The organism is Streptomyces sp. NPDC014995 (assembly GCF_043080745.1).
In the GTDB taxonomy this organism is placed as follows: domain Bacteria; phylum Actinomycetota; class Actinomycetes; order Streptomycetales; family Streptomycetaceae; genus Streptomyces.
The window spans coordinates 17,465-37,656 of the sequence record NZ_JBIBVX010000018.1 but is presented as its reverse complement, the minus strand read 5'-3'; the positions used below and the strand labels follow the sequence as shown (position 1 = coordinate 37,656).

14 protein-coding genes and 1 pseudogene are annotated in these 20,192 nt (G+C 73.3%); 4 read left to right on the top strand and 11 right to left on the bottom strand.

The features are described from left to right. Positions 1-149: 149 nt before the first annotated feature. The 6 genes from ACF1A1_RS31255 to ACF1A1_RS31230 form a co-directional block, all read right to left on the bottom strand. A complete protein-coding gene (locus ACF1A1_RS31255) occupies positions 150-2,693 on the bottom strand; it encodes an FtsX-like permease family protein (protein WP_392004358.1) in 2,544 nt (847 codons plus the stop codon). A 291-nt stretch (positions 2,694-2,984) separates the two neighbouring features. Then, positions 2,985-3,470, bottom strand: coding sequence for a winged helix-turn-helix domain-containing protein (locus ACF1A1_RS31250; protein WP_392004357.1), 486 nt, complete (start codon positions 3,468-3,470; stop codon positions 2,985-2,987). Positions 3,471-3,990: 520 nt separating this feature from the next. Next, positions 3,991-4,788 carry a recombination regulator RecX gene (recX, locus tag ACF1A1_RS31245; protein ID WP_392004356.1) on the bottom strand — a complete coding sequence of 266 codons (798 nt, stop codon included), beginning with the start codon at positions 4,786-4,788 and terminating at the stop codon, positions 3,991-3,993. 3 nt (positions 4,789-4,791) lie between these two features. After that, a complete protein-coding gene (recA, locus tag ACF1A1_RS31240; protein ID WP_392004355.1) occupies positions 4,792-5,922 on the bottom strand; it encodes a recombinase RecA in 1,131 nt (376 codons plus the stop codon). A 905-nt stretch (positions 5,923-6,827) separates the two neighbouring features. After that, entirely contained in the window at positions 6,828-8,102 is a 1,275-nt protein-coding gene (locus ACF1A1_RS31235; RefSeq protein WP_392004354.1) for an AI-2E family transporter, read from the bottom strand. Between the two features lie 60 nt (positions 8,103-8,162). Next, positions 8,163-8,357 (bottom strand): DUF3046 domain-containing protein, encoded by a 195-nt coding sequence (locus tag ACF1A1_RS31230; RefSeq protein ID WP_392004353.1) that lies wholly within the window; start codon positions 8,355-8,357, stop codon positions 8,163-8,165. Positions 8,358-8,436: 79 nt separating this feature from the next. On the opposite strand from ACF1A1_RS31230, the gene ACF1A1_RS31225 reads away from it, so the two are divergent. Beyond that, positions 8,437-9,381, top strand: coding sequence for a hypothetical protein (locus ACF1A1_RS31225; RefSeq protein WP_392004352.1), 945 nt, complete (start codon positions 8,437-8,439; stop codon positions 9,379-9,381). A 409-nt stretch (positions 9,382-9,790) separates the two neighbouring features. On the opposite strand, the gene ACF1A1_RS31220 is transcribed toward ACF1A1_RS31225, so the two are convergent. The 3 genes and pseudogenes from ACF1A1_RS31220 to ACF1A1_RS31210 all read right to left on the bottom strand — a co-directional run. Continuing rightward, positions 9,791-10,099, bottom strand: coding sequence for an AzlD domain-containing protein (locus ACF1A1_RS31220; protein WP_392004351.1), 309 nt, complete (start codon positions 10,097-10,099; stop codon positions 9,791-9,793). Further along, complete coding sequence (locus ACF1A1_RS31215) at positions 10,096-10,842, bottom strand: AzlC family ABC transporter permease (RefSeq protein WP_392004350.1); 747 nt, start codon at positions 10,840-10,842, stop codon at positions 10,096-10,098. Before ACF1A1_RS31215 ends, ACF1A1_RS31220 begins: the two co-directional genes overlap by 4 nt. A 23-nt stretch (positions 10,843-10,865) precedes the next feature. Beyond that, positions 10,866-11,705, bottom strand: a pseudogene (locus ACF1A1_RS31210) (AraC family transcriptional regulator); the annotation flags it as partial. Between the two features lie 134 nt (positions 11,706-11,839). Here ACF1A1_RS31210 and ACF1A1_RS31205 point away from each other — a divergent pair. The 3 genes from ACF1A1_RS31205 (at position 11,840) to ACF1A1_RS31195 (ending at position 18,494) form a co-directional block, all read left to right on the top strand. Next, complete coding sequence (locus ACF1A1_RS31205; protein ID WP_392004349.1) at positions 11,840-16,753, top strand: ATP-dependent helicase; 4,914 nt, start codon at positions 11,840-11,842, stop codon at positions 16,751-16,753. Between the two features lie 101 nt (positions 16,754-16,854). Continuing rightward, positions 16,855-17,697 (top strand): Fpg/Nei family DNA glycosylase, encoded by an 843-nt coding sequence (locus tag ACF1A1_RS31200; RefSeq protein WP_392004348.1) that lies wholly within the window; start codon positions 16,855-16,857, stop codon positions 17,695-17,697. Between the two features lie 32 nt (positions 17,698-17,729). Then, a complete protein-coding gene (locus tag ACF1A1_RS31195) occupies positions 17,730-18,494 on the top strand; it encodes an SDR family NAD(P)-dependent oxidoreductase (protein ID WP_392004347.1) in 765 nt (254 codons plus the stop codon). A gap of 483 nt (positions 18,495-18,977) precedes the next feature. Here ACF1A1_RS31195 and ACF1A1_RS31190 read toward each other — a convergent pair whose 3' ends face one another. Together ACF1A1_RS31190 and ACF1A1_RS31185 are read right to left on the bottom strand one after the other, a co-directional pair. Then, positions 18,978-19,448 (bottom strand): Dps family protein, encoded by a 471-nt coding sequence (locus ACF1A1_RS31190; protein ID WP_392004346.1) that lies wholly within the window; start codon positions 19,446-19,448, stop codon positions 18,978-18,980. A gap of 269 nt (positions 19,449-19,717) precedes the next feature. Further along, positions 19,718-20,098: a helix-turn-helix domain-containing protein gene (locus ACF1A1_RS31185; protein WP_392004345.1), complete on the bottom strand. Its 381-nt coding sequence runs from the start codon at positions 20,096-20,098 to the stop codon at positions 19,718-19,720. Positions 20,099-20,192: the final 94 nt, after the last annotated feature.

Genomic DNA, 20,192 nt, shown 5'->3' with positions numbered 1-20,192 from the left:
CGGCAGCAGACCGCACATCGGGGCCGGACGGGCTCACCCTTACGGGAGCGCAGGGTAATTCTGCGCATCTCGGAGGGGGGAGCGGAGCTACGGGCTCCGGGTCGGACGGCCGGGGGTGGTGGCCTCGGTGTCGTCCGGCCCGGAGTCGTTCACTCCTTCGCCGTCGCCACCGTCACCGCGCGGACCCTGAGCGCCACCCGGCCGGGCAGGGCGGTCGAGACAAGCGCGAGCAGGCCGGCCGCCGCGACCACCGTGGCGTACGCCAGCGGCGCGACCGCCGGTGCCGAACGGCCCGTGATACCGACGCTGAAGGCGGTCAGGACGGCCAGGGCGACGGCGCTGCCGAGAGCCGTGGCGAGGAGCAGGACCGACAGGGCCTCGGTGCGCAGCATCCGCAGCACCTGACGGCGGGTCGCACCCGCGAGGCGCAGCAGCGCGAACTCCCTCACCCGTTCGGAGACGGACATGGCGAGCGTGTTGACGACGGCGATGGCGGTGAAGGCCAGGACGAGCCCCATGGCGAGGAAGTCGACCTCGGCGTTGGCCTGCTGTCGCTCGGCCTGGAGTGAGTCGGCGGCCGCCGGGGAGAGGATCTCGACGCCCGGGAACTCACGCAGCGTAGTCGCGAGTTGTGTCTGTGTACGGGGCGTGCTGACGAGGAGGGAGGAGGAGAGCGGGTTGTCGACATGGCGGGCGAGCAGGTCGTGCGCGAAGGTGAGGTCTCCGAAGCCGAGACCCTTGGCGTAGACGGCGGCGACGGTGAGGGTGGTGGGCGTGCCGTCGCCGAGCGTGAGCTTCAGGGTGCTGCCGGTCGTCAGGTCGAGCTGGTCCGCGGCCAGTTCGCTGACGGCGACGGTGCGTTCGGTGAGCCTGTCGAGGGAGCCGGCGGTGACATCCGGATCCCAGGTGCGGGTGAGGCCGGCCGGGGTGACGCCCTGGGCCGCGTACTTGTCGAGGCCGACCCGGACAGTCGTACGGACGACCTCGGTGACGACGTCGTGTCCCGTACGGAGTTGTCGTGCCGCCTCGGCGGGGACGCCGGGTCCCCGGGAGGCGACGACCCAGTCAGCGCGGACGCCCTCACGGACCTGGGCGCGGGCGGCGTCACCGAGGGTCGGCTGCACGAACAGCACGGTGCAGGTCATACCGATGAGCAGGGTGAGCGGGGTGACGACGGAGGCCATGCGGACGGCGTTGCCGCGCAGGTTGGCGGTGGCGAGCCGGCCTCCTGGACCGACGAGGCGCAGCGGGCCGGCGAGGAACAGGGTGGCCGCCCTGACCAGGAGCGGCCCGAGCAGGGCGACGGAGGTGGACAGCACGACTACGGCGAGGAAGGTCACGGGCGTCGAGGCGGCCTCGGTGCGCAGCACGCTGAGCACGGCGACGAGCACGGCGCCGCCGGCGAGCAGCAGCAGACCGGCGAGTAGGCGGCCCCAGGCGGGCCGGCTGCGCTCGGCGCGCGCTTCGGCGAGCGCCTCGGCCGGGCGGATGCGAGCCACCCGGCGGGAGGCGATCCGTGCGGCTGCCCAGGCACCGAACAGGGTCGCGGCGACGGCCGTCAGCGGCGGGACGACACCGGCAGTGTGCCGGAGGGTGGCGGGCACGGCGCCCAGCACCACGAACCGGGAGTGCAGCCAGCCGCCCAGCGGAAGCCCCAGGAGGGCGCCGACCGCGCCCGCGGCCGCTCCGACGATCAGTGCTTCCCGTCCGAGCAGCTTCCGGATCGCCCCGGAGGTGGCGGCCAGGGCGCGCAGCAGGGCCAGTTCACGGTGGCGCTGCTGGACGCAGAGCGCGAAGGTCCCGACGACCACGAGGATCGCCACGAGCAACGAGGTGCCGCCCATCGCGCCCCCCATGCTGACCAGTTTGGTGCGAGCCGCGGCGGCGTCGAGGAACTCGACCGGCCCACGGGCGTCCCCGGCACTGACCTGCGCGCCGGTGCCGCGCAGGGCGGCGGCCACGTCCTGCCGCAGCCGGTCCGTGTCCGTACCCGCCACCGGCAGCACGCCGAACGCGGTGACCTGTCCGGGGTGGGCGGCGAGCCGGCGGGCCTCGGCGGTGGCGAAGAAGAGGGACGTCTGGTGGCGTACGTCCGCGGCGGGGGTGGCGATTCCGGTGACGCGGTAGGTGCGCGGGGCCTGGGTCGACTGGACGGTCAGGCGGTCGCCGGGAGCGAGGTGGACGCGCTCGGCGAGGTCGCGGTCGACCACGACGTCGGTGGCGGCCTCGGGAGCCGCGCCCGCGGTGAGCCGGTACGGCGTCAGCGCGGCGGACTCCCAGCCGTGGCCGTAGGAGGGACTGTCGCCGCCGTCGTCTGCACCGGTGCCCGCGGGGAGCAACGGCTCGGCGAGAAAGGTGAGTTCGGAGATGACACGGGCCACGCCGGGCGTGTCGGCGAGGGTGTGTGCGAGGTCGGCCGGGAGCCAGGCGCGTTCGGCGATGGGTTTGGCCTTGTGCTTGACCTTGGTCTTGCCCTTCTTGTGCTTGAGGGTGGTCTGGTGGACTTTCTGGTCGGCGGAGACCACGACCGGGGCCGCGGCATAGCGCTCGCTCCGGATGGTGCCGCGCAGCCCCGTCTCGAGGAGCGTGCCGCACGCGGTGATCAGGGCGGCCGCGCACATCAGGGCGAGGAAGGCACCGAGGAAGCCGGCCTTGCGTGCGCGGACGGTCTTGAGGGCGTAGCGCAGCATCATGACGGGTCGGCCTCTCTTCTGTTGTTGTGTGTTGTGTGTTGTGTGGGGTGGCCCTGCCCGTGGGCGCCGGGGCGGACGCCGGGGCGGGGGCGGGGGTCGGGGTCGGGGCCGGGAAGGCGAGGAACCGGGTGAGCAGGGTGCGCGCCCCAGGGGGTCTCAAACTCGGGCCGCTTGCAGCGGTTGAGGAGGGCGATGTACTCCTCGAAAGACCTGCGGAGTTCGGGCAGCATGAGCCGGATGGCGCCGCGCGAGGAGGGAAACGCGTCCGCCCAGGGATCGCCGTCCTCCGCGTCACGCTGGAGCCGTTCGAAGAGTTCCCAGGTCGGCGGCGTAGTCATGGTGGTTCAACTCGTCCATGACGTGCCACATCTCGGGGCTCTGCCGACTGCGGGGCAGGAAGCGGAGATCACCGGGGACCGGCCCCCCGCCAGCGCTTCGGTGCCGGGCCCCTCCCCTGCGGGTCTCCCTCTGCGTCGCCGCGTCCGTTTCCCTGGCCACCCGGCCGTCCTCCGGCACGGCAGATCGGCTCTCCGTCCGCTCGACGAAGCCGTATCCGACCAGCTCACGCAGGCGATAGCTGGTCGATCCGGTATTGCGGCCGAGAGCCCGGGCGAGCGTCGCCGAGGTGGCCGGGCCGTGCAGGGTGAAGTGCTCGAGCATCCGCCGGCGGCGGGGACGCGCGAGCGCCTTGAACGGGGCCAGATCGCCGAGTCCGACGCGAGCGGCGGACGTGCGCCCCGCATCCGAGGGCTCTCCGACGCCGAGTAACTGTGACATGCGTACACAGTCGTCCGTGCACCCGTGCCTGTGCACTGCGGTGCCCCGGCGTCCTCGGTGGGGGGTTAACCCCCCACTTAGAGACTGGGAAGCCGGCCGGGGCTGGGGGCCTGGTCCTGGACGCGATGGGCGCCCCCGCGCGTCCACCGTGTCCGGAACCGAGCCGGTGGGAACAGGTGTCGCCCACCGCCGGACCTTTCGTCAGCCCTTGTGGCCGTCAGCTCTCCGGCCGGCTCCGACTTCCAGGCCCCGCTGTGTGCGGGACCTGCCCCGTCCAGGGCCTGGCCCGTTCGGAATCTGGCCCGTTCGGGACCTGCCGTGTCCCGAGTCCTCCGTCAGACGTCCCCGTTCGGCACCTGCCGTGTGCGAGGGCCTGCCCGACCAGCGTCTGGCGCCCGTTAGGGACCCGCCGTGGCCCAGTGCCCCTGTCAGACGTCCCCGTCCGAGACCTGCCGTGTGCAAGGGCCTGCCCTGCCCAGGATCTACCCCGTCCGGGACCCGCCGTGTTCCTGGCACTCCGTCAGACGTCCCCGTCCGCGTCCCCCAGGAACTCCGTGTCCTCCCCCTCTTCCTCCAGCGCCTGCCGGACCACCCTCAGGGCCATGCCCTGGGAGTAGCCCTTGCGGGCGAGCATCCCGGCCAGGCGGCGGAGCCGTTTGTCGCGGTCGAGGCCGCGGGTCGAGCGCAGCTTGCGGGCGACGAGCTCACGCGCGGTCGCCTCCTCACGCTCGGAGTCGAGCTGGGAGACCGCCTCGTCGATCAACGTCGAGTCGACACCCTTGGTCCGCAGCTCCTGTGCGAGCGCACGCCTGGCCAGGCCCCGGCCGTGGTGCCGGGACTCCACCCACGCGTCCGCGAAGGCACTGTCATTGATGAGCCCGACCTCCTCGAACCGCGAGAGCACCTCCTCGGCCACCTCGTCCGGGATCTCCCGCTTGCTCAGGGCGTCGGCGAGTTGCTTCCGCGTGCGCGGGGTCCCGGTGAGCAGGCGCAGGCAGATCGCCCGTGCCCGCTCAGCCGGGTCCCCTGAAGACTCCCCCTTCTCGGCCCTCGACGAGTCGGAAGTGCCTTCGTCCTCGGTGGCTGGTTCTCCGAAGCCGCGCCGACGGCGTCCACGCCCGCTCCGTGGACCGTCCTCACCGCCGCGTCCGGATCGGCCGCCACGTCGCCGACCTGCGCCGTCCGCCCCGCCGCTCCCGGGCGAGCCGCCGTCCGGCCAGTCGTCGCCCCGGGCAGGGCCGCCGCCGTCCCCGCTCCCGGGCTCCCGGGGGTTGACGGGGTAGGCGTCGTACTCGGCCCAGTCCGTTCGTCGCGTCACGGGTCAGCTCTTGGCAGCCGCGGCCTTGGTCTTGGCGGCCTTGGCAGCGGGAGTGGAAACCGTCTTGGCGGCGTCGTCCGCCGGTGCGCCCGTGGCGACCGCGGCGTCCGTGACCGGCTCCGCCGCGGGCTCCTCCCGACGCACGCCGACGCCCAGCTTCTCCTTGATCTTCTTCTCGATCTCGTTGGCGAGATCGGGGTTGTCCTTCAGGAAGTTACGGGCGTTCTCCTTGCCCTGGCCCAGCTGGTCGCCCTCGTACGTGTACCAGGCGCCTGCCTTGCGGACGAAGCCGTGCTCCACGCCCATGTCGATCAGGCCGCCCTCGCGGCTGATGCCCTGGCCGTAGAGGATGTCGAACTCGGCCTGCTTGAAGGGCGGCGCGACCTTGTTCTTCACGACCTTGCAGCGGGTGCGGTTGCCGACCGCCTCCGTGCCGTCCTTCAGCGTCTCGATGCGGCGGATGTCGATGCGCACCGAGGCGTAGAACTTCAGCGCCCGGCCACCGGTCGTGGTCTCCGGGGAGCCGAACATCACGCCGATCTTCTCGCGGAGCTGGTTGATGAAGATGGCGGTGGTCTTGGACTGGTTGAGCGCGCTGGTGATCTTCCGCAGGGCCTGGCTCATCAGCCGGGCCTGCAGACCGACGTGGCTGTCGCCCATCTCGCCCTCGATCTCCGCGCGCGGGACGAGCGCGGCGACGGAGTCGATGACGATGAGGTCGAGGGCACCGGAGCGGACCAGCATGTCCACGATCTCCAGGGCCTGCTCGCCGTTGTCCGGCTGGGAGAGGATCAGGTTGTCGATGTCGACGCCGAGCTTGCGCGCGTACTCGGGGTCGAGGGCGTGCTCCGCGTCCACGAACGCGACCTGGCCGCCGGCCTTCTGTGCGTTGGCCACGGCGTGCAGCGTCAGCGTGGTCTTACCGGAGGACTCCGGTCCGTAGATCTCCACGACGCGGCCGCGCGGCAGGCCGCCGACGCCGAGGGCCACGTCCAGGGCGGTCGACCCGGTCGGGATGACCTCGATGGGCTCCATCGACCGCTCGCCCATGCGCATGACCGCGCCCTTGCCGAATTGCCGTTCAATCTGTGCGAGTGCGGCATCCAGGGCCTTCTCGCGGTCGGTTCCTGCCATGGGTTCCACCCGATTTGCTTGAGTCGATCGCTTCACGTCAAAGACGCTAACGCCTGCCACTGACAATGCGCCCCGACGCTGGTCCGGCCTGTGGATAACTCAGGCACTTGTCCACCCAAACCGGGACGAAATCCGCGCCGTGAGCCTCGCCGGAGCCTCCATAAGAATGGATGTTCGATTTTCGTGTCAAGCGCACCACGTGGCACCTCCGAGCCTGGGTTCATCCCCTGACACCGCCCCGGTTCCGACCTGATGTGGCCAGACCGCCGGGCTCAGCGCGATCCATACCGCCGCGGATCAGTGTGGTCCTGCGCCTCGTACAGGAACTCCCCCGCATCCCGGAGTCACGGCAGAGCTGACCGGGCCGGGGTCACGGTGCCCTCCCGGCAGCGCCTTGCGGGCCGGGCGGGCAGACGGATGCCACCCACGGTGCGATGCGGGTCGGTCGCCCTGTCCGGCCACGGCGGGTCACAGGTGCGCCCCCGGCGCGGGATCCGTCCGCTCACGAATGGCGCCCCCCGGCGCGGGATCCGTCCGCACACATCCTGATGACTGCCCGCGCCGCGCCGGCCGTCGCCGTACATGGCCGCGCTGGTGGTGCCTGCCCGCGCCACGCCTGGCTGCGCCTGCCCGCGCCTTACTGGCCGACGCCAGCACGCGCCCGTACCTCTACCTGTACGCGGCGCCACCCCCGCCACCCCCGCCACCCCCGCCACCCCCGCAGCCCCCGCAGCCCCAAAGCCCCCACAGCCCCCACAGCCCCCACAGCCCCCACAGAGACGTCCCCGAGCCGAACCCTCACGCGGAACCGGGTCGGAATCAGAGCGAAAGCGGGGGAAGCGCGGGCGAAAGCGACTCCCGGCCGCGGCGACACCTGCTACGCGGCCGCCGTCACCGCAGCCGGATCATGCGCCTCGAGCGCTGTCATCCGGACCTCTTCCCGGCCCGGCGATCCGCTGTCGTGTCTTCATCCAGAGCCGCCGAGCGCGTGTGAGCGGGCCCGGTCCGTCGCCCCGCCTCCGGTGCCCGTGGACGCGGGGATCGTCCGTGACGTCGTATCGCTTCACGTACGCGCCCAGGAACGCCTGCAGCGTGGCCACCGCCGGGATGGCGATCAGGGCGCCGACCGCGCCGAGGAGGGCGGTGCCGGCGACGACCGAGCCGAAGGCGACGGCGGGGTGGATGTCGACGGTCTTCGAGGTCAGCTTGGGTTGCAGCATGTAGTTCTCGAACTGCTGGTAGATCACCACGAAGATCAGCACCCACAGCGCGTACAGGGGCGAGACCGTGAAGGCGATCAGCATGGGCAGCGCGCCCGCGAGATACGTACCGATGGTCGGGATGAACTGCGAGACCACGCCCACCCACATCGCGAGCGCGGGCGCGTACGGGATGCCGAGCGCCTGGAGCAGGACGTAGTGGGCCCCGCCGGAGATCAGCGCCATCAGTCCGCGCGAGTACAGGTAGCCGCCGGTCTTGTCGACGGCGATCTCCCACGCGCGCAGCACCTCGGCCTGCCGGGCGGGCGGCAGGACGGAGCACAGGGCGCGGCGCAGGCGGGGCCCGTCGGCGGCGAAGTAGAACGAGAACAGCGCGATCGTCAGGAGCTGGAAGAGGCCGCCGAGGACCTGGGTGGAGACGTCCAGGACGCCGGCGGCGCTGTTCTGCGCGTATCTCCTCAGCCAGTCGGAGTGGAGCAGACCCTCCTGGATGTCCACGCGTCTGAGCTCGGTGTGGAACGTGTTGTTGATCCAGTTGATGACGGAGTCGAGGTACTGCGGGAAGTCCTCGATCATCTTGATGATCTGTCCCGCGAGGATCGAGCCGAGCAGCGTGAAGAAACCGGCGACCACGATCAGCAGGCCGAAGAAGACCAGGAAGGTGGCGAGCCCCCGGCGCACGCCGTGGGCGGCCATCCGGCTCACCGCGGGTTCGATGGCGAGGGCCAGGAAGAACGCGATGACTATGTTGATCAGCAGGCCGATGAGCTGGTGGAAGGCCCACGTGCCCAGCTGGAACACGCCCACGAGGGCGAGCGCGAGCACCATCGCGCGCGGGAGCCAGCGGGGCATGCCCGCGCTCGGCGCGGCCTCGGTGCCGGCCGGAGGCCGGGTGGGCGGCGTCGTGTCCGACGGGGGTACGTGCGGGCCGACCTGCCCGGACTCGTCAGTGGGTGCCACGGATCAAGTCTCGCCCACAGCACCGACAGTCGGAGACCCCTCTGCGATCTTCACCGTGGATCAGCGCTTCTCCTGCGGAACGTTCATCACCGTGCAGACCACGCGCCACACGTCCTTCGCGTCCCAGCCGGCCGCCAGCGCCTGGTGCACCGTGCGCCCGCCGAGCTCCGTCATGACGTGGTCGCGCGCGAAGGTTTCGGCGTAGCCCGTACCGAAGTGCTCCGCCATCCGCTGCCAGAAGACCGTCAACCGCATGGCACCAGTATCCCGCCCCCGGGGGGTGGCCCTGGCCGGGACCACCTGCCGACACCGCTTTCCACCCTACGGTCTGACCATGGCCGAAACCGGAGCATCCCCACTCCCCCCTACGCCCCCGGCGCAGACCCCGCTCTTCCGCGCCGAGCAGTTCGTCTGGCTCACCGCGCGCGTGCTTGAGCAGCGCCTCTTCGCGTACCACTTCCTGCACGGCGGGGCCGATCCCGTCGAGACCGCGCTCGACGCCTACCGCAACGAGGACGGCGGATACGGCCACGCGCTGGAACCCGACCTGCGCGGCCCCGTCAGCCAGCCCCTGCACGTCGCGCGCGCCCTGCGCGTGCTGGACTCCCTTGGCCGCTGCGGTGGCCAGCGCGTGGAGCGGGTGTGCCGCTACCTCACCTCCGTCTCCACCCCGGACGGCGCTCTCCCGGCGGTCCATCCCAGCCAGCGCGGCTACCCGGCGGCCCCGTTCGTCCCGATCGTGGACGACCCGCCCAGCGACCTCCTGGCCACGGGCCCGGTGGTGGGCGTCCTCCACCGCAACGAGGTGTGGCACGCCTGGCTGTTCAGGGCGACGGACTTCTGCTGGCAGGCCGTGGACTCCCTGGAGACGTCCCACCCCTACGAGATCCAGGCCGCCGTGACCTTCCTGGACTCCGCGCCCGACCGCCAGCGCGCGGAGGCCGCCGCCGACCGCCTGGGCCGCCTGGTACGCGAACAGCGGCTCGCCGTACTGGACCCGGACCACCGCGACGCCTGTCCCGTCTCGCCCGGCTACGCCCCCGGCGAGCACCACTTCCCGTACGACTTCGCCCGGACACCCGGCTCCCTCGCGCGCGCGTGGTTCACGGACGACGAGATGGAACGGTCCCTGGACTTCCTCGCCGCCGAGCAGCAGGAGGACGGCGGCTGGCCGATCCGTTGGCGCCGCTGGGCACCCGGCACCGCTCTGGAGGCACGCCCCATGGTGACGATCGAGGCCCTGCACACCCTGAGGTCCTACGGCCGCGCCATCGGCTGACGCCGAAGCCCGCAGTCGGCGGACGCGGGCACAGGCCGCCGTAGGCGCAAACCGGCGGCGCAGCAGAAAGGCGCAAACCGGCGGCGCAGCACGGGGCCGCACACCCCCGGGACCCACGCCGCAGTGCAGGACCGCGCACACCCGCGGGCCGACGCCAGAGCACAGGACCACACACCGCCGCACACGCCCCCCGCCTGCGGACCAACCCCGACCGACGGCAAGGCGCAGACCGCGCACGGCAGCACGGGCCTGTGGACGGGACGCGACGCACAGGGCGACACACACGGCACAGGGTCACATCGGCCACCCCACCCGCAGGCCACCCCGCCCGCAGGCCGTCCACCCGAGCGGTGGCCGTCCCGCCCCCGGCCCCCGGCCATCCCGCCCCCCGGCCGTCCCGTGCCGCCCGTCACCCGCCCATGGCCCGCACCCCCGCCGTCACCGCCACGGCCGCCGCGACGACGAGCAGGAACGGCGCGCGCAGGACGAGCGCCACGGCGGCCGCGGCGAGCCCCGCCGCCCTCGCGTCCAGCACGAGCGTCTGCCCGTCGGCGAACGTCTGCTGGGCCGTGAGGGCGGCGAGCAGGGCGACGGGCAGCAGGGCCGCGAGCCGCCGGACGAGGGGCCGCTCGAGCACACCCGCGGGAACGAGCAGTCCGGCGAGCTTGACGGCGTAGCAGCCGAGGGCGGTCGCGCCGATGGCGATCCAGGTGTTCACCGCTCCCCCTCCTCCAGCGGACCGTGCGCCCGCCCCTTGCGGCGGCCCTCGCCCCAGAGGGCGAGCGGCGCGGCGAGCGCGGCCACCAGGACGGGCACGCCGGCGGGCAGGACGGGCAGCAGACCGAGCCCCAGCACCGCCGCGAGACCGGCCACGGCCCGCTCGGTGACGTTTTTCAGCATGGGGGCGAGCAGCGCCAGGAAGACGGCGGGCCCGGCCGCGTCGAGCCCCCACGCGTCGGTGTCCCCGATCGCCTCGGCACCCAGGGCGCCCAGCAGCGTGCTGAGGTTCCACAGCACGTAGAGGCTGAGCCCGGTGACCGCGAAGCCGATCCGCGCGCCGCGCCGATCGCGCTGCGCCAGCGAGACGGCCGCCGTCTCGTCGATCACCCACTGGGCCGCGAACGGTCGCACCGCGCGCGGGAGAGCCAGCGACTGCGACAGACGCAGACCGTAGAAGGCGTTGCGCACACCCAGGAAGAAGGCGCCCGCGGCCGCCGTGAGCGGATTGCCGCCCGCGGCCAGCGCCCCGACGAGGGCGAACTGGGACGCGCCCGTGAACACCAGCAGACTGAGCGCGCAGGTCTGCCACACGGTGAGCCCGCTGCCCGCCGAGGTCACCCCGAAGGCGAACCCGGAGAGTCCCACGGCGACCCCGACACCGAGGGCGTCCCGTACGACGGCGGCGTCGGGCCTGCCGCCCCGGCCGTCACGTATGTCTGCGAGAGCTGTCTGTTCTGTCACGCGTCGGACGGTAGGAGCGATCAGCGCCGCGCGTCTTGTACGTTCTTGCGCTCACGCTGGTAGGCGCCCGGCGGCACCCCCACGATCCGGGCGAAGTGACGGTTGAGGTGCGGCTGATCGGTGAACCCCACCGCCAGGGCCGCCTCCGCCGGTGCCGTCCCGGCGTCCAGCAGCCGCCGCGCCCGACGGACACGCGCGTCGGTGAGCCAGGTGTGCGGCGGCATCCCGTAGGCGTCCCGGAACGCGCGCAGCAGCGCGAACGGGCTGGTCCCGAGATCCCCCGCCAGGTGCTCCAAGGTCGGCGGATCGGCCATCCGGTCCTCCAGCACGGCACGCGCGCGTGCGGCGACCCGTCCCCCGGCCGTGCGCATCCGCCGAACCGGCAGAGCCCCTCCGTTCAACCGCAGCAGCCGCGTCACGGCGACCCGCAGCAACGTGTCGGCGGCCAGCGCGTTGCCCTCGTCGGTGGCGCGCAGCACCTGGTGCACCAGCGCGACGGCGTACGGGTCGTCGAGCACCGGGCTCACGAAACCCGGAGTGCCCCGCAACGCGGTCGTCTCGGCCGCGATCCCGGCCACGACCTCGGGCGACGGATACACGGCCCCATACCGCCACCCTTCGGGAACACCGGCCCGCCCGGTGTGCGGAGTGTCGGGGTTGACCAACGCGAGCGCACCGGCTCCCACGTACTGATCGCCCCCACGATGGTGGAAGACCTCCACGCCCTCGACGATGCCGGCGATCACGAAGTGCTCGTGGGTGTGCCGTATGAAGTTCTTCCGGACATAACGGGCCCGGAGCAGATCGACCCCGGGCAGCTCCGCGTACCGCCAGTGCCGCGCCACCTCACCCGAACTCGCCATGCGCCCATTCTCCGTGACAGCCGCGCCCACCCGCAGCGCGGTTCGGCGGCAGCGGGCCGCGGTGACGCGTGGCAGTGGGTCGTCCAGATCCGCAGGTGGGCCCGATTGTCAGACCCCGGGTGCACGATGGACGCATGGTCAGCGACGCACACCGAGCCCTGGACGGCTTCTCCCCCGCGACCCGCGGCTGGTTCACGGGGGCGTTCTCCGCGCCCACCGCGGCCCAGGCGGGCGCGTGGCAGGCCCTCCGCGAGGGCTCGGACGTGCTGGTGGTGGCCCCGACCGGCTCCGGCAAGACACTCGCCGCGTTCCTCGCCGCCCTGGACCAGCTGGCCTCGACGCCCCCACCGGCCGACCCGAAGAAGCGCTGCCGCGTCCTGTACGTCTCCCCGCTCAAGGCCCTGGCCGTCGACGTGGAGCGCAACCTCCGCAGCCCCCTGACGGGCATCCGCCAGGAAGCCGTGCGCCGGGGTCTGCCCGAGCCCGAGGTCAAGGTCGGCATCCGCTCCGGCGACACCCCCGCCGCCGAGCGCCGCGCCCTCTCCACCCGCCCGCCGGACATCCTCATCACCACCCCGGAGTCCCTGTTCCTGATGCTGACGTCGGCCACCCGCGACGCGCTGACCGGCATCGAGACGGTGATCCTGGACGAGGTGCACGCCGTGGCCGGCACCAAGCGCGGCGCCCATCTCGCCCTCTCCCTGGAGCGCCTGGACGAACTCCTGCCGAAGCCGGCCCGACGCATCGGTCTGTCGGCGACCGTCCGCCCGGTCGACGAGGTGGCCCGCTACCTCTCCCCGCACCGCAAGGTGGAGATCGTCCAGCCCCTCTCCGGCAAGGAGTTCGACCTCTCGGTCGTCGTCCCGGTCGAGGACCTGGGCGAGCTGGGCGGCTCACCCGTCGCGGACGGCTCCGACGGGGCGGAACGCCCGTCGATCTGGCCGCACGTCGAGGAGCGGATCACCGACCTCGTCCAGGCCCACCGGTCCACGATCGTCTTCGCCAACTCCCGCCGCCTCGCGGAGCGCCTCTGCAACCGCCTCAACGAGATCGCCTACGAGCGGGCCACCGGGGAACCTCTCGACGAGCACCACGCCCCGGCCGAACTCATGGGCGGTTCGGGCGCGGCCCAAGGTGCCCCGCCGGTCATCGCGCGCGCCCACCACGGCTCGGTCTCCAAGGAGCAGCGCGCGCTCGTGGAGGAGGACCTCAAAGCAGGCCGGCTGCCCGCCGTCGTGGCCACCTCCAGCCTGGAACTGGGCATCGACATGGGCGCGGTCGACCTCGTCGTCCAGGTCGAGTCCCCGCCCTCCGTGGCCTCGGGCCTCCAGCGCGTCGGCCGCGCGGGCCACCAGGTCGGAGCCGTCTCCACGGGCGTGGTCTTCCCGAAGTACCGCGGCGACCTGGTGCAGGCGGCAGTGGTCACCGAGCGCATGCGCACCGGCTCCATCGAGTCCCTCAGGGTCCCGGCGAACCCTCTGGACGTCCTCGCCCAGCAGCTGGTCGCCATGACCGCGATGGACACCTGGCAGTTCGACGACCTGCTCGCCACGGTCCGCCGCGCCGCGTCCTTCGCCTCCCTGCCCGAGTCCGCCTTCACCGCCGTCCTCGACATGCTCGCCGGCCGCTACCCCTCCGACGCCTTCGCCGAGCTCCGCCCGCGCGTGGTGTGGGACCGCGTCGCCGGCACGATCACCGGCCGCCCCGGCGCCCAGCGCCTCGCCGTGACCTCCGGGGGCACGATCCCCGACCGCGGTCTGTTCGGCGTGTTCCTGGCGGGCGCCGACCCCAAGAAGGGCGGCGGCCGGGTCGGTGAGCTCGACGAGGAGATGGTCTACGAGTCCCGCGTCGGCGACGTCTTCACCCTGGGCACGAGTTCCTGGCGCATCGAGGACATCACGCGCGACCGCGTCCTGGTCTCCCCGGCCCCCGGCGTCCCCGGCCGTCTCCCGTTCTGGAAGGGCGACCAGCTGGGCCGCCCGCTGGAGCTGGGCCGCGCGGTGGGCGCGTTCCTGCGGGAGGTCGGCTCCGTGCCCAAGGACGACGCCCGGCTGCGCCTGCTGACCGCGGGACTGGACGCCTGGGCCGCGGACAACGTGCTGTCGTATCTGGACGAACAGCGCCAGGCCTGTGGTCACGTCCCGGACGACCGCACGATCGTCGTGGAGCGCTTCCGGGACGAACTCGGCGACTGGCGGGTCGTCGTGCACTCCCCCTTCGGCGCCCAGGTCCACGCTCCCTGGGCGCTCGCGCTGGGTGCCAAGCTCTCCGAGCGGTACGGCATGGACGCCCAGGTCATGCACGCCGACGACGGCATCGTGCTGCGCCTGCCGGACGCCGACCTCATGGGCCTGGAGCTGCTCGACCGGGAGCCGATGAAAGCCGGCACGGAATACGACGCCGAGCAGGCGCCGGTCGGCGCGGCGGACGTCGTCTTCGACAAGGGCGAGGTCGACCAGATCGTCACCGACCAGGTCGGCGGCTCCGCCCTGTTCGCGGCCCGCTTCCGCGAATGCGCCGCCCGCGCCCTGCTGCTGCCTCGCCGCAACCCGGGCAAGCGCACCCCCCTGTGGCAGCAGCGCCAGCGCGCCGCCCAGCTGCTCCAGGTGGCGAGCGAGTTCGGCTCGTTCCCGATCGTGCTGGAGGCGGTCCGCGAGTGCCTCCAGGACGTCTTCGACGTGCCCGGGCTCGCCGAGCTGATGGGCGACCTGGAGTCCCGCAAGGTGCGCCTGGTGGAGGTCACCACCCCGGAGCCGTCCCCCTTCGCCCGCTCCCTGCTGTTCGGCTACGTCGCCCAGTTCCTGTACGAGGGCGACTCGCCGCTCGCCGAGCGCCGCGCGGCCGCACTCTCCCTGGACTCACGGCTGCTGGCCGAGCTGCTCGGCCAGGCGGAGCTGCGCGAACTGCTCGACGCCGAGGTGCTCACCGAGCTGGAGCGGGAGCTGCAGTGGCTGACCGAGGACCGCCGCGTGAAGGACGCCGAAGGCGTCGCGGACGTCCTGCGCCTGCTCGGCCCGCTCACCGACGCGGAGCTGGCCGAGCGCGGCGCGGAGCCCCACTGGGCCCGGGAGCTGGCCGCCGCCCGCCGCGCCATCCGGGTCCGTGTCGCCGGCGCCGACCACTGGGCGGCGATCGAGGACGCGGGCCGGCTGCGCGACGCCCTCGGCACCGCACTCCCGGTCGGGGTCCCGGAGGCCTTCACCGAGCCGGTGAAGGACCCGCTGGGCGACCTCCTGGCGCGCTACGCCCGCACCCACGGCCCGTTCACGTCGGCCACCGCCGCCGCCCGCTTCGGCCTCGGTGTCGCGGTCACCGAGGGCGCCCTCCAGCGGCTCGCGGCGGGCGGCCGCGTCGTCCAGGGCGAGTTCCACCCCGCCGGCATCGGCCAGGAGTGGTGCGACGCGACCGTCCTGCGCAGGCTGCGCCGCCGTTCCCTGGCCGCCCTGCGGCAGGAACTCGAACCCGTCCCGCCCGCCGCGCTCGCCCAGTTCCTCCCCCAGTGGCAGCACATCGGCAAGGGCCACGCCCTGCGCGGCGTCGACGGCCTGGTGCGCGCGATCGAGCAACTCCAGGGCGCGTCCGTACCCGCCTCCGCCCTGGAGAAGCTCGTCCTGCCGTCCCGCGTGACCGACTACACCCCGGCGCTGCTCGACGAGCTCACCGCCGCCGGAGAGGTGGTCTGGGCCGGCGCGGGCGCCCTCCCCGGCAAGGACGGCTGGGTATCCCTGTACCTGGCGGACGCGGCCCCGCTGCTCCTGCCCCCACCCCACCCGCTGGAGCCGACGGCACTGCACCAGTCCGTCCTGGACGCCCTGTCGGGCGGCTACGGCCTGTTCTTCCGCCAGATCGCCGACCAGGTCCGTGCCACCACCCACCCCGACGTCACCGACCCGCAACTCGCCGACGCCCTCTGGGACCTGGCCTGGTCCGGGCGTCTCACCAACGACACGCTCGCGCCGATGCGCTCCCTGCTGGGCTCGGGCCGCACGGCCGGTTCCACGGCCCACCGTGCCAAGCGCGCGGTCCCGCGCGGCCGCTACGGCTCGCTGACGGCCGCCGCCCGCTCGGCCTCCCGCAGCGGACCCCCGACCGTCGCGGGCCGCTGGTCGCTCCTCCCGGCCCACGAACCCGACCCCACCGTCCGCGCCCACGCCCTCGCCCGCACACTCCTGGACCGGCACGGCGTGCTGACCCGGGGCGCGGTCTCGGCCGAGGGCGTCGAGGGCGGCTTCTCGGCGACGTACCGCGTCCTGTCCGCCTTCGAGGAGAGCGGCCAGGCCCGGCGCGGCTATGTGGTGGAGGGACTCGGCGCCGCGCAGTTCGCGATGGACGGCGCCGTGGACCGCGTCCGCGCGGTGGCCAACGCCCGCGACCGGGAGGAAACCCTGCCCGGCCCCCGGGAGGACGGCACCCCCGACGCCTTCACCTTCCCCGACACCTCCCCGTCCGACGACCTCGGCTGGGACGTCCCCGGCCTCGACGACACCTTCGGCTCCCCGACAGCCCCGGCCTCACCGGGCGACTACGTCTCCCCCCGCGACTTCGCCTCCCCCGGCGCCGGCGGCCCCCGAGGCGGCGGCCCCCGAGGCGGCAACGGCTTCCCGTACGCCACCGGATTCTCCGACCGCCCTCGCCGTACGCCCTCCCCCGCCTCCCGTGCCGTGGTCCTGGCCGCGGCCGATCCCGCGAACGCGTACGGCGCCGCCCTGTCCTGGCCCGAGCCACCGACCGGTGCCGGGCACAAGCCCGGCCGCAAGGCGGGCTCCCTGGTGGTGCTGGTCGACGGCGAACTGACCCTCTACATGGAGCGCGGCGGAAAGACCCTGCTGGCCTGGCCCTCCACCCCGGACGGCGCGGACGCCCCCGCCGACGACCCCCGCCTGCACGCCGCGGCCGAGGCTCTCGCAGCCGCCGCCCGCGCGGGCTCCCTCGGCACCGTCACGGTGGAACGCGTCAACGGCACCTCGGCCCTGACGTCCCCCCTGGGCACCCTCCTGGAAGGAGCCGGCTTCATCGCGACCCCCCGAGGCCTACGGCTACGAGCATGACGACCCACCTCGGCCCGCACAGTCGGCACACCCCGCCCCCACCCCACTCCACTTCGGCTCCGACCCACTCCCTCCCCTCCCCCCCGTGCAACCCTTGACCCATGCCCGAAGGTGACACGGTCTGGCAGGCCGCGAGGCGGCTGCACACCGCCCTCGCGGGCAAGGTGCTGACCCGCTTCGACCTCCGCGTGCCCCAGTACGCCACCGCCGACCTCACCGGCCGCACCGTCCTGGAGGTCACCCCGCGCGGCAAACACCTCCTCACCCGCATCGACGGCGGCCTGACGCTCCACTCCCACCTGCGGATGGACGGGTCCTGGAAGGTGTACGCGAACGACCAGCGCTGGACCGGAGGCCCGGCGCACCAGATCCGTGCCGTCCTCGGCGCCCACGACCGCACCGCGGTCGGCTACCGCCTCCCCGTCCTCGAACTCCTGCGCACCGCAGACGAAGACCGAGCCGTCGGCCACCTCGGCCCCGACCTGCTGGGCCCGGACTGGGACCCCGAGCGGGCCCTCGCCAACCTCCTCGCGGACCCCGCCCGCCCCCTCGGCGAGGCCCTCCTCGACCAGCGCAATCTCGCCGGCATCGGCAACGTCTACAAGAGCGAGCTCTGCTTCCTCCTCGGCGCCACCCCATGGCTCCCGGTCGGCGCGCTCCCCGCCGACCGCGCGGCGAAGCTGCCCGCCCTCGCCAAGAAGCTCCTGGAGACCAACCGCGACCGTTCCATCCGCAGCACGACGGGCAGCCGAGGCCAGGACCTCTTCGTCTACGGCCGCGCACCCCGGCCCTGCCTGCGCTGCGGGACCCGCGTCCGTGTCGCCGACCAGGGCGACGGCTCGCGCGAGCGCCCGACGTACTGGTGCCCGGCCTGCCAGACGGGCCCCGCCCCGGCCCCGGGCTCCCCGGCCACGCGCCCCATCCGCTCCCACCGCACCAATTGACGGACCGTCAGAAACGCTCGTACCGTCCCCCCATGGCCGTGAAGGCGTACGACCTCACCGGACGCACCGCGTTCGTCACCGGCGCCGCGAGCGGCATAGGCCGCGCCTGCGCCGTCCTGCTGGCCGAGGCAGGCGCCACCGTGCACGGCGCGGACCGTGACGCGCGGGGACTGCGGGAGACGGCCACCCTGATCAAGGATCAGGGCGGCACGGCCCACACCCACCGCCTCGACGTCACCGACCGCGCCCAGGTGCGCCGGGCCGTGCGGTCCTGCGAGCACCTGGACGTGATGGCGGCCGTCGCCGGGATCATGCACAGCAGCCCGGTCCTGGAGACCCGGGACGAGGACCTCGACCGGGTCCTCGACGTCAACTTCAAGGGGGTGCTGTACGCCTGCCAGGAGGCGGCCCGCCTGATGCTCGCCCGCGCCAGCCGGGGCAGCATCGTCACCATGGCCTCGGGCGCCGTCGACACCGGCGGCCCGGGCCTCCTCTGCTACGGCGCCGCCAAGGCGGCCGTGGTCCAGCTGACGAAGAGCCTGGCGACCGAGGTCGGCCCGCACGGCATCCGCGTCAACGCCGTCGCCCCCGGCTGGATCCGCACGCCGATGACCGACCGCCACGACGCCGGCGCACAGGCGCACGCCGAGTCGCTGATGTCGCGCATGTCACCGCTGGGCCGAGTCGGTGAGCCGGAGGACGTCGCCCACGCCGTACTGCACCTGGCCTCCGACGCGTCCTCGTTCACGACGGGCCAGATCCTCCGCCCGAACGGCGGCGTCGCCATGCCCTGGTAGGCGCCTCGCGCACCTCTCCGACCACCGCCTCCCCGCCTTCCCCCGAGCCCCCTTCCGGAAGCCCACCACCACCCGCTAGGCCCCCGGAGCCGACTCCGGCCCGACCGCCGGCACCCTCCGCGCCCCCGGCGTTCCCCCGCCAGGCAGCCACCCACCGCCCCTCGGCGACCGCCCCCACCGCGCGCGCCTTGGCCACACAGTGCACCGGCAGCAGACTCAGCCCCCACCCCCCGGCGGCAACCGCCCCCTCCAGCACTCCGGCGTCGGGCGCCACGGTGATCCGCACCGCGGCCCACCACCACAGCGCCCCGAGCCCCAGCACGGCCCCCCGGCGCACTATCCGACCCGCCACGGCCCGTCACCTCCAGCCCGCCGCCCGTAACGCCGGTAAGCCGTGGCGCCGACCCGGCAGGACGCCCGCCCACACCACCGGGAGAGCGCGTCACCGGCGCGCCCGCCGGCGCATCGGCGGCGCCGCACGCCTCACCCGTTCTCCGCCTGGAACATCCAGTGATGCTTCTCCAGATCGGCGGTGATCCCGATGAAGATGTCCTGGCTGACGGGATCCGCGTCCCCGGTGGCCGCCACCCGTGCCCGCATCCGGGTGATCACCGAACCCAGCGCCGCCACCAGCGCCCCGACCGCGTCCGTGTCCTTGACCCACCCCTTGGACACCGCACCGATCCCGCTCCCGGAAGCCACCGTCGCCGCACGCCCGTCCGGCGGAACGCCCAGCGCCGAGGCACGCTCCGCCACGGTGTCGGAGTGCGTACGCGCGCTGTCCACGACCTCGTCGAGCTGGAGGTGGACGGACCGGAAGCGAGGCCCGACGACGTTCCAGTGGACCTGCTTGGCGACGAGCGAGAGGTCGATCAGGTCGACCAGCGCACTCTGCAACGCCTCGGAGACGGTCTTCAGATCGGCGTCGGACAGCGGGCTCTTCACGACGTACATCCGTACCTCCGGGTTGGTCGACTCCCCTCGTGCCCCTCCACGATGACCGCCCCACCGGACCCCGGCAAACGCACCCGAACCGCCCGAACGCCTCAGCCGCACCTGAGCACGGCCACCTCACCCCGGACAGGCAAAAACCCCGACCGCACCTCTCCGGATCCTCCCGGAGAAGCCCCGGCCGGGGCCTCACAAGCCGTACGCCCTACGCGTACGGCGTGCTGTACGCCTTCACACGCACTCGTCGGTGGACACTCCCACGCAGGGCCACCTCACGCGGCGACCACGTCCACCGCTTCGGCGGGCGCCTTGATGGTCACCCGCTCCGGCGGCACACCGGTCACCGACACGGAACCCAGCATGGGACGAACCGGCGTGGGCACAGGCCCACTGGGTGTGGCCGCAGCAGACTGGGCCAGCTCGGCGAGGGCGAGCTCGTCGCTCACTTCCCGCATGAGCTCGGACATCCGTACGTCCAGCGCGTCGCAGATGGCGGCGAGCAGCTCGGAGGAAGCCTCCTTCTGCCCCCGCTCCACCTCGGAGAGATAGCCGAGTGAGACTCGGGCGGACGAGGAGACTTCGCGCAGAGTACGGCCCTGGCGCTGGCGCTGCCGACGCAGCACGTCACCCAGCAGGCGACGGAGCAGAATCATCGGTGGCTCCCTCCTCGGACCGCGTAGCCGCATCCTTCTCGCCCCACCGTACCGCCTTGCGCCGCGGCCGTGCGGGGAGCGATGTCGTGTTCAC